7 protein-coding genes, 1 tRNA gene and 2 pseudogenes are annotated in these 7,285 nt (G+C 34.9%); 4 read left to right on the top strand and 6 right to left on the bottom strand.

The window, feature by feature from the left end; all coding sequences use genetic code 11:
• Positions 1–2: 2 nt before the first annotated feature.
• Entirely contained in the window at positions 3–656 is a 654-nt protein-coding gene (locus BHE89_RS05910) for a thymidine kinase (protein ID WP_128860348.1), read from the bottom strand.
• A 509-nt stretch (positions 657–1,165) separates the two neighbouring features.
• On the opposite strand from BHE89_RS05910, the gene hns reads away from it, so the two are divergent.
• Complete coding sequence (hns, locus tag BHE89_RS05905) at positions 1,166–1,570, top strand: histone-like nucleoid-structuring protein H-NS (RefSeq protein ID WP_069368978.1); 405 nt, start codon at positions 1,166–1,168, stop codon at positions 1,568–1,570.
• Between the two features lie 234 nt (positions 1,571–1,804).
• Here the strand turns inward: hns and BHE89_RS05900 are convergent.
• The 5 genes and pseudogenes from BHE89_RS05900 to BHE89_RS25120 all read right to left on the bottom strand — a co-directional run bounded on the left by BHE89_RS05900 (position 1,805) and on the right by BHE89_RS25120 (position 5,191).
• Positions 1,805–2,811, bottom strand: a pseudogene (locus tag BHE89_RS05900) (NAD-dependent epimerase).
• 265 nt (positions 2,812–3,076) lie between these two features.
• Positions 3,077–3,985, bottom strand: coding sequence for a UTP--glucose-1-phosphate uridylyltransferase GalU (galU, locus tag BHE89_RS05895; protein WP_069368976.1), 909 nt, complete (start codon positions 3,983–3,985; stop codon positions 3,077–3,079).
• A 528-nt stretch (positions 3,986–4,513) separates the two neighbouring features.
• Positions 4,514–4,708: a hypothetical protein gene (locus BHE89_RS25130; RefSeq protein ID WP_286145930.1), complete on the bottom strand. Its 195-nt coding sequence runs from the start codon at positions 4,706–4,708 to the stop codon at positions 4,514–4,516.
• Positions 4,709–4,821: 113 nt separating this feature from the next.
• Positions 4,822–4,980, bottom strand: a complete 159-nt coding sequence (locus tag BHE89_RS25125) for a hypothetical protein (protein ID WP_286145928.1) — start codon at positions 4,978–4,980, stop codon at positions 4,822–4,824.
• Entirely contained in the window at positions 4,967–5,191 is a 225-nt protein-coding gene (locus BHE89_RS25120) for a response regulator (protein WP_286145926.1), read from the bottom strand. The genes BHE89_RS25125 and BHE89_RS25120 overlap by 14 nt, the downstream gene beginning before the upstream one ends.
• A gap of 150 nt (positions 5,192–5,341) precedes the next feature.
• On the opposite strand from BHE89_RS25120, the pseudogene BHE89_RS05885 reads away from it, so the two are divergent.
• The 3 genes and pseudogenes from BHE89_RS05885 to BHE89_RS05875 all read left to right on the top strand — a co-directional run bounded on the left by BHE89_RS05885 (position 5,342) and on the right by BHE89_RS05875 (position 7,045).
• Positions 5,342–5,816: pseudogene (locus BHE89_RS05885) on the top strand (YchJ family protein).
• A 51-nt stretch (positions 5,817–5,867) separates the two neighbouring features.
• The gene (gene purU, locus BHE89_RS05880) at positions 5,868–6,704 is read left to right on the top strand and encodes a formyltetrahydrofolate deformylase (RefSeq protein ID WP_171742467.1); all 837 of its coding nucleotides are present in this window, start codon (positions 5,868–5,870) and stop codon (positions 6,702–6,704) included.
• A 256-nt stretch (positions 6,705–6,960) separates the two neighbouring features.
• Positions 6,961–7,045, top strand: a tRNA-Tyr gene (locus tag BHE89_RS05875).
• The last annotated feature ends 240 nt before the right edge of the window (positions 7,046–7,285 follow it).

The raw sequence follows: 7,285 nt of genomic DNA, 5'->3' as shown, positions 1-7,285 counted from the left end.
GCTTATTTTATCTCTCTTTTCACCTTAGCAATTTTAGTGAAAGAGAGAATTTGAAAAGGTTGCTCTTGTTCAATACACCCTTTTAGCGTTGCCTGTGTATAATGTTTACGGCAGACTGAAACATATTTTTCATTTCCACCAATTTCAACTTGAGCACCATCACTCAGGACATTTCCTTTATCATCTAAACGTAATACTTTATTTGCCTTTCTACCGCAATAACAGACTGTTTTAAGTTCTACGAGCTTATCAGCCCATGCTAATAAATAAGCACTACCTGTAAATAACTCTCCTCTAAAATCCGTTCTTAGTCCATACGTGAGAACAGGAATATCATAGGTGTCTGTTATATCGCAAAGTTGTTCGACATGTGCTTTACTTAAAAATTGGCACTCATCAATCAATACACAATGAATAGTCTGTTTGTTATGCTCAGCAACAATAACGTCACGAATATTCATATCATCACTAAAGAGTAATGCATCCGCACTTAATCCTATTCTCGAACTAATCTTTCCCTTTGCAAAGCGTGTATCAATAGCCGCAGTAAAAATCAATGTGCGCATGCCTCGTTCATTATAGTTATAAGAGGATTGCAATAAAGATGTTGATTTTCCAGCATTCATGGCTGAATAATAAAAGTAAAGCTGAGCCATCAGCTCTCTCCTTAAATAGTGTTTATTTTCACGAGCGACAGTCTAACATAAACAATCTACAAGTTATCCATAACAAGTATTTATTACCTTTATTTCTATTCTAGATATACCATCAAAAGATGAGGTTCGTTGTTAATGCTAATTTTTGCTTAAAAAATAAATAGCTTTAATAAGTACTTAACATATTAAAACACACCTTGATATACCTTTATTAAAGTATGAAAGTTAGTCCGATTCCATTTTTAGAAAAAAGTCCGTTATTATAAAAAAATGAACAAAGCTTTCTATTCTTTAGCATTAGCGTTATCATCCGTTAAAAGATGCATTTCCTTACTAATATTTCCTTTATTGACTAAAGATGCCTCAAGTTTTATTATTTTTTTCGTTGAGATATTAGTTTAAAAAAAAGAAATTTTACGTAAGGTTTGTATTTAGGTATTGCAGAAATTTAAATAGCAATCTATTATTAGTATTACATCAGCCAACAACATTTATTTGAGACCAGGAAAATGAGCGAATCTTTAAAAATATTAAATAACATCCGTACTCTCCGCGCACAAGCAAGAGAAACTTCTTTAGAAACTTTAGAAGAAATGTTGGAGAAACTCGAAGTTGTCGTTAATGAGCGTCGTGAAGAATTCTCATTAGAAAAAGCAGCTGAAGAAGAACGTGTTCAGAAATTACAAAAATACCGTGAAATGTTAGAAGAAGCGGGTATTGATCCAACAGACTTGCTTGAAGCAAGTGCGACTAATAAAACTGGCCGTGCTAAACGTGCAGCTCGTCCAGCTAAATACTCTTACGTTGATGAAAATGGTGAAACTAAAACTTGGACAGGCCAAGGTCGTACACCAGCTGTAATCAAACGTGCTATTGATGAAGAAGGCAAATCATTAGACGATTTCCTGCTGTAATTTAAGTCAATACTCTATTTAAAATACCCTTTTAATTATTTAAAAGGGTATTTTCTTGTTTGCTCCATTTAATTAAACAAGCGTTTAATTTTAATATGTGCTGATGTTGTTTGTGTTAGATAGGGGTAAGCGAAAATAAAAATATAACAACTGCGTTATTTATTTTTATTTATAATGAAAAAAGGAGCTTTTATAGCTCCTTTTCTTTGATTTGATTTAATTAGACTAATATTATTAGTTTTTATAATAAGTTAAATACCAATCAACAAACTGTTTTACGCCATATTCTACGGCGGTATTCGGCGAGAAACCGATTGTCTCAGACAAGTCTTGGCAATCCGCACAAGTCGAAAGAACATCACCATCTTGCATCGGCATTAAGTTCAATTTAGCTTTAATATTTAATGATTTTTCTATTGCTTCAATGAATGACATCAATTTAGTTGGTTGCCCATTCCCCACATTATAAATTTTATAAGGTGCAGAACTTGAAGACGTTTCGCCTTTCTCTACTGTCCAATTTTTATCTGCTTCTGGTACAACATTGATCAATCGAACAACTGAACTCACAATATCATCGACATAAGTAAAATCGCGCGTCATTTCTCCACTATTATAAACATCAATAGGCTCACCAGCTAACATTGCCTTAGTGAATTTAAATAATGCCATATCAGGACTCCCCAAGGACCATATACAGTGAAGAAACGTAATCCCGTTGTTGGTAATTGATATAAATGTGAATAGCTATGAGACATTAACTCATTCGCTTTCTTTGTTGCCGCATATAATGAAACAGGATGATCAACGCTATCTTCTGTTGAAAAAGGCTGTTTCTGATTTAAACCATAAACAGAGCTTGAAGAGGAGTAGATAAGATGTCCAACTTTATTATGGCGACATCCTTCTAATATATTAATATGACCAATAATATTCGCATCAATATATGCCATTGGGTTTTTAATTGAATAGCGAACCCCCGGTTGAGCCGCTAAATGAATAACTCGGTCAAATTGGTGTGATACAAATAATTGAGCCACTTTTACTGAGTCAACGATATCAAGTTTCTCAAAATGAAATTTTTCTAGCTGTTGTAATTTAGCTAATCGAGCTTCTTTTAGGCGCACATCATAATAATCATTCATGTTATCTATTCCGACAACATGATAACCCATTTCGATTAAACGCTGACTCATATGATAGCCAATAAACCCCGCAGCACCTGTTACCAATATTTTCATATAATCACTCAAATAACCCAATAATTTATTTTTATGCCAACGCTATCATGCTTAATATCACCTCGATTAAACATCATAACGCTTACATCATCATACATTACAGAAATCAACATGGCTCAATACTCAATGTATTGAGCATACCTTAATATCTTACCGTCGCTTTATCTAGCTTTTCTCATAAAATAATCAGCTTGTCATACATCATGTATTTGCGGAGCTTATACAATGAGAGCAACCATATAAATGCTTATTAAGCCGCTTTATTTCACTGTATTTTTAATGATTTTAGCCATTGTGAAAAATCTTCGCCAAACTCTTCGTGCTGTATTCCATACTCTACGAAGGCTTTCATATATCCTAATTTATTACCACAATCGTGGCTTTTCCCTTGTAGGTGATAAGCTTCAACGGCTTCTTTTTCAATCAACATGGCAATCGCATCAGTTAACTGAATTTCATCTCCAGCACCGGGTGCTGTTTTCGCTAATAGTGGCCAGATACTTTCAGATAATACATAACGCCCTACGATAGATAAATTTGAAGGTGCTTCTTCTTTCTTAGGTTTTTCAACAACACGTGTGATTGGTTTGCTATCACCTGGGCATAAATTTTCACCCATGCAATCGACAATACCGTAATTAGAGACTTCATCTTCAGGCACTGGTTCAACAAGGATTTGACTTGCGCCAGAGCGTTCAAAGTGAGAAAGCATCTCTTTTAAGTTAACTTTCGTTAAATCAGCACTGTATCTATCTAAAATAACATCAGGCAGGATAACAGCGAAAGGTTCATCGCCAATTAATGGCTTAGCACATAAAATAGCATGGCCTAATCCTTTTGCTATTCCCTGACGAGTTTGCATGATAGTGACATGACTTGGACAAATACCTTGTACTTCTTCTAATAACTGGCGTTTAACGCGTTTTTCTAAAATCGCTTCTAATTCAAAACTCGTATCAAAATGGTTTTCAATTGAATTTTTAGATGAATGTGTAACAAGTACAATTTCATTAATACCTGCTGCAATACATTCATTCACTACATATTGAATAAGAGGCTTATCAACCACTGGCAACATCTCTTTTGGAATTGCCTTGGTTGCAGGTAGCATTCTTGTTCCTAATCCAGCAACAGGGATCACCGCTTTTCTTACTTTACGTACTGCTGATGACATTATAATTCTCCTGCAATTAGTACCGTTCTACTTTCAGCTTTGAATGGGCACAATTAAAAATAATTGCCAGAGTATACCAGCTAATATCTAAGGATAAACAGAGCCCTACCCGTTAATTGAGATAGTTCTTCATTTATGTTTAATATATGCACAATATTCTATTTTATTTAATCTACATTTAACTTTTATAGATAGGGGAAAACATTAATTTAATCTGATTTCTGCTGTCCCAAATTTTACATTGCCAATTTGTTCCTTCGCATTTTACTTGATTAATATATAAAAGTTGCAGCGTGCCTAAAGGAATACCGCTATTTAACTCAAATTTTTTATTTTCTGTTTTTATTTCGGCTTTTAAACCTGCTGAAGCTAAAAGGATATTCTTTTTTCTGTGTATGATAATAACCAAGTATAATAGGAAAGGTCCCTTTCACTCCAATTTCATTAAGCATTTTATTTAGTTTATTCAACATATTATACATACTTGGCAACGTTTTTTACTTTTTTGTGATGACTTTTAATACATCATTAAAAACAACCCGTAAGAGTAAAAGCGACCAAAAGTCCATTTTCATCATCCCTCGATATATCAACACAATAGAAAATAATTTGGTCTTCAGATAAAGCTGCAATATCAAATAACAACCCCATTTTAGTGATATCATTTAATTGACGATAATTAACACAATATCCCGCAACAACCTGTTTAACTTGAGGTTGCATCTGTTTTATGAACGACTGAATATAATGGGTATCTTTTCGTAAGCTATTCCAAAGTGGTTCAAAATGTATACCTTCTATTAATACTGATTCAAAAAAAGCCAGGACATAATACTTCAATAACTTTTTTGTTTTAATTTCTCAAGATGTGTTATTGGCTTTAGAAAAATCTCTTGCGCCCCTAAACGCAACATATCATCTATTTCAGCCATATTGTCTGTACATGAAATAGCAATAACAGGAATATCCAATTTACGTTGTTCAAGGTGGCACAAAAAAAGTGGGGCCATTCATTACTGGCATACGGATATCACATAAAATCAGATCGGGGAGTACTCCCCCTTCTAATAAAGATAATGCTTGGCTACCGTTATCTGTTGTATAAACACAAGCTTTCTCATGTGAGAAATATTCCGTCAACATTGTGCGAAAAACGACCTCATCATCAATTATTAAAATTTTTTTACCCACTAAGGCTTTGTTCATTGGTGACTCCGGTAACTATCGTTTCACATGCTGATTAATTAGCGCTACATTATTAGTTTAGTTCAACATTGACGTTAATTATTCCCAATCGTTACTTTTTTCAATCTACGGGGAAATCGTCATACTAATAACGTGATTTAGGACATTATTTTGTCAAGTTTATGCCCCTGCAATAGTCAATTATTCTACTCTGATTGCTGTGAGCCTTACCATTTAGGTCAAAAAAAACGCTTCAACAGCAGAAGCATTGATGCGTTCGCGTTATAGCGCGTTTGTTAAACATAATGCTGATTACTTAATAAAAACGTGGCACCCTTCTTGTCGTGTTGCATCTTTGCATGATGAATTAGTTTCAGGCTTTCCAAATACACAGTGGCTTGGACTCAATGTCATTTCATCGCAAGCGAGCACAAATAAAAATGAGGCATATGTTGAATTCTCGGCTTGCTTTATTGAAAGAAATGCCGATGATAAACAGTACTTACATGAACGCTCTCGTTTTCTAAAAATAGATAACTGTTGGTTTTATATTGACGGTGTGAAACCGAAAGTGGGACGAAACGATCCCTGCCCTTGTGGTTCTGGACGTAAATACAAAAAATGTTGTGAAAATAACATCAAATAACTGCAAACATAGAAGTAAAAGAAAGGATTTATCCATACATGCAACACCAAAATACTCAAAAAAAAAATACTGCGTACTATTTGCCCTGATGCAAAAGGACTTATCGCTAAAATCACGAATATTTGCTACAAACATCAATTAAATATTGTTCAAAATAGTGAGTTTGTTGATCATCGTACAGGTCGCTTTTTTATGCGTACCGAGCTTGAAGGCATCTTTAATGATGAAACCTTTCTGGCCGATTTAGATGATGCCTTACCACAAGGCTCAAAACGTGAATTAAATACCGCAGGCCGTCGTCGCATTGTCATTATGGTGACAAAAGAAGCACACTGCTTAGGCGACTTATTAATGAAAAGTGCATTTGGTGATTTGGATGTTGAAATTGCCGCTGTCATTGGTAATCACGACACACTAAAACATTTAGTAGAACAATTTGGTATTCCTTTCCATCTTGTTAGCCATGAAGGCTTAACCCGTGATCAACATGATGAAAAGTTAATTGCGCAAATTAATCAATACAAACCTGATTATGTTGTACTCGCAAAATACATGCGTGTACTAACACCCGCATTTGTACAAAACTTCCCAAATCAAATTATCAATATTCATCACTCCTTCTTACCTGCCTTTATTGGTGCACGTCCTTACCATCAGGCTTATGAGCGCGGTGTCAAGATCATTGGTGCAACAGCGCACTACGTAAATGATAATTTAGATGAAGGCCCAATCATCACTCAAAATGTGATTAATGTTGATCATACGTTCTCTGCCGAAGATATGATGAGAGCTGGTCGAGATGTTGAAAAGAATGTACTTAGCCATGCCTTATATTGGGTACTTTCACAACGTGTCTTCGTTTACGGTAACAGAACAATCATTTTATAAATTTTCTGTCACCAATAATGCAAACATGATGACTAATCTAAAAGTAAACCGCGATATAAAACATATCGCGGTTTACTTTTTATCTCTTATTAATAAAGATGATATTGCTTAAAATCAATATGATAGCGCATAAAGCTTGAACGATACGCACATTTTTACAGCAGTCAGTCTATTTTTAGCAAAATAGCGCTTTACAGATTTCAGGTATTTGGTATTATTGCGCCCGCTGTCACGGACAGCAAAACAATTTAATGTTGGTGGGATACCCAAGCGGCCAAAGGGAGCAGACTGTAAATCTGCCGTCACAGACTTCGAAGGTTCGAATCCTTCTCCCACCACCATCTCCTCTTCGCTTTCTTCTCTAAAATTATCTTATTCCATTTTATCAATTAAATCCAAAAATCGATTCAATATGCTTGAATGATACTTAGATTTATAGATATAACAGCTATACCGCATTTCCGGTTGAGTTAATGGTATAAAGCAAAACAATTTAATGTTGGTGGGATACCCAAGCGGCCAAAGGGAGCAGACTGTAAATCTGCCGTCACAGACTTCGAAGGTTCGAATCCTTCTCCCAC

The sequence above is a fragment of the Shigella sp. FC1967 genome (genome assembly GCF_001743005.1).
In the GTDB taxonomy this organism is placed as follows: Bacteria; Pseudomonadota; Gammaproteobacteria; order Enterobacterales; family Enterobacteriaceae; genus Proteus.
This window is presented reverse-complemented; position numbering and strand designations above follow the sequence as displayed.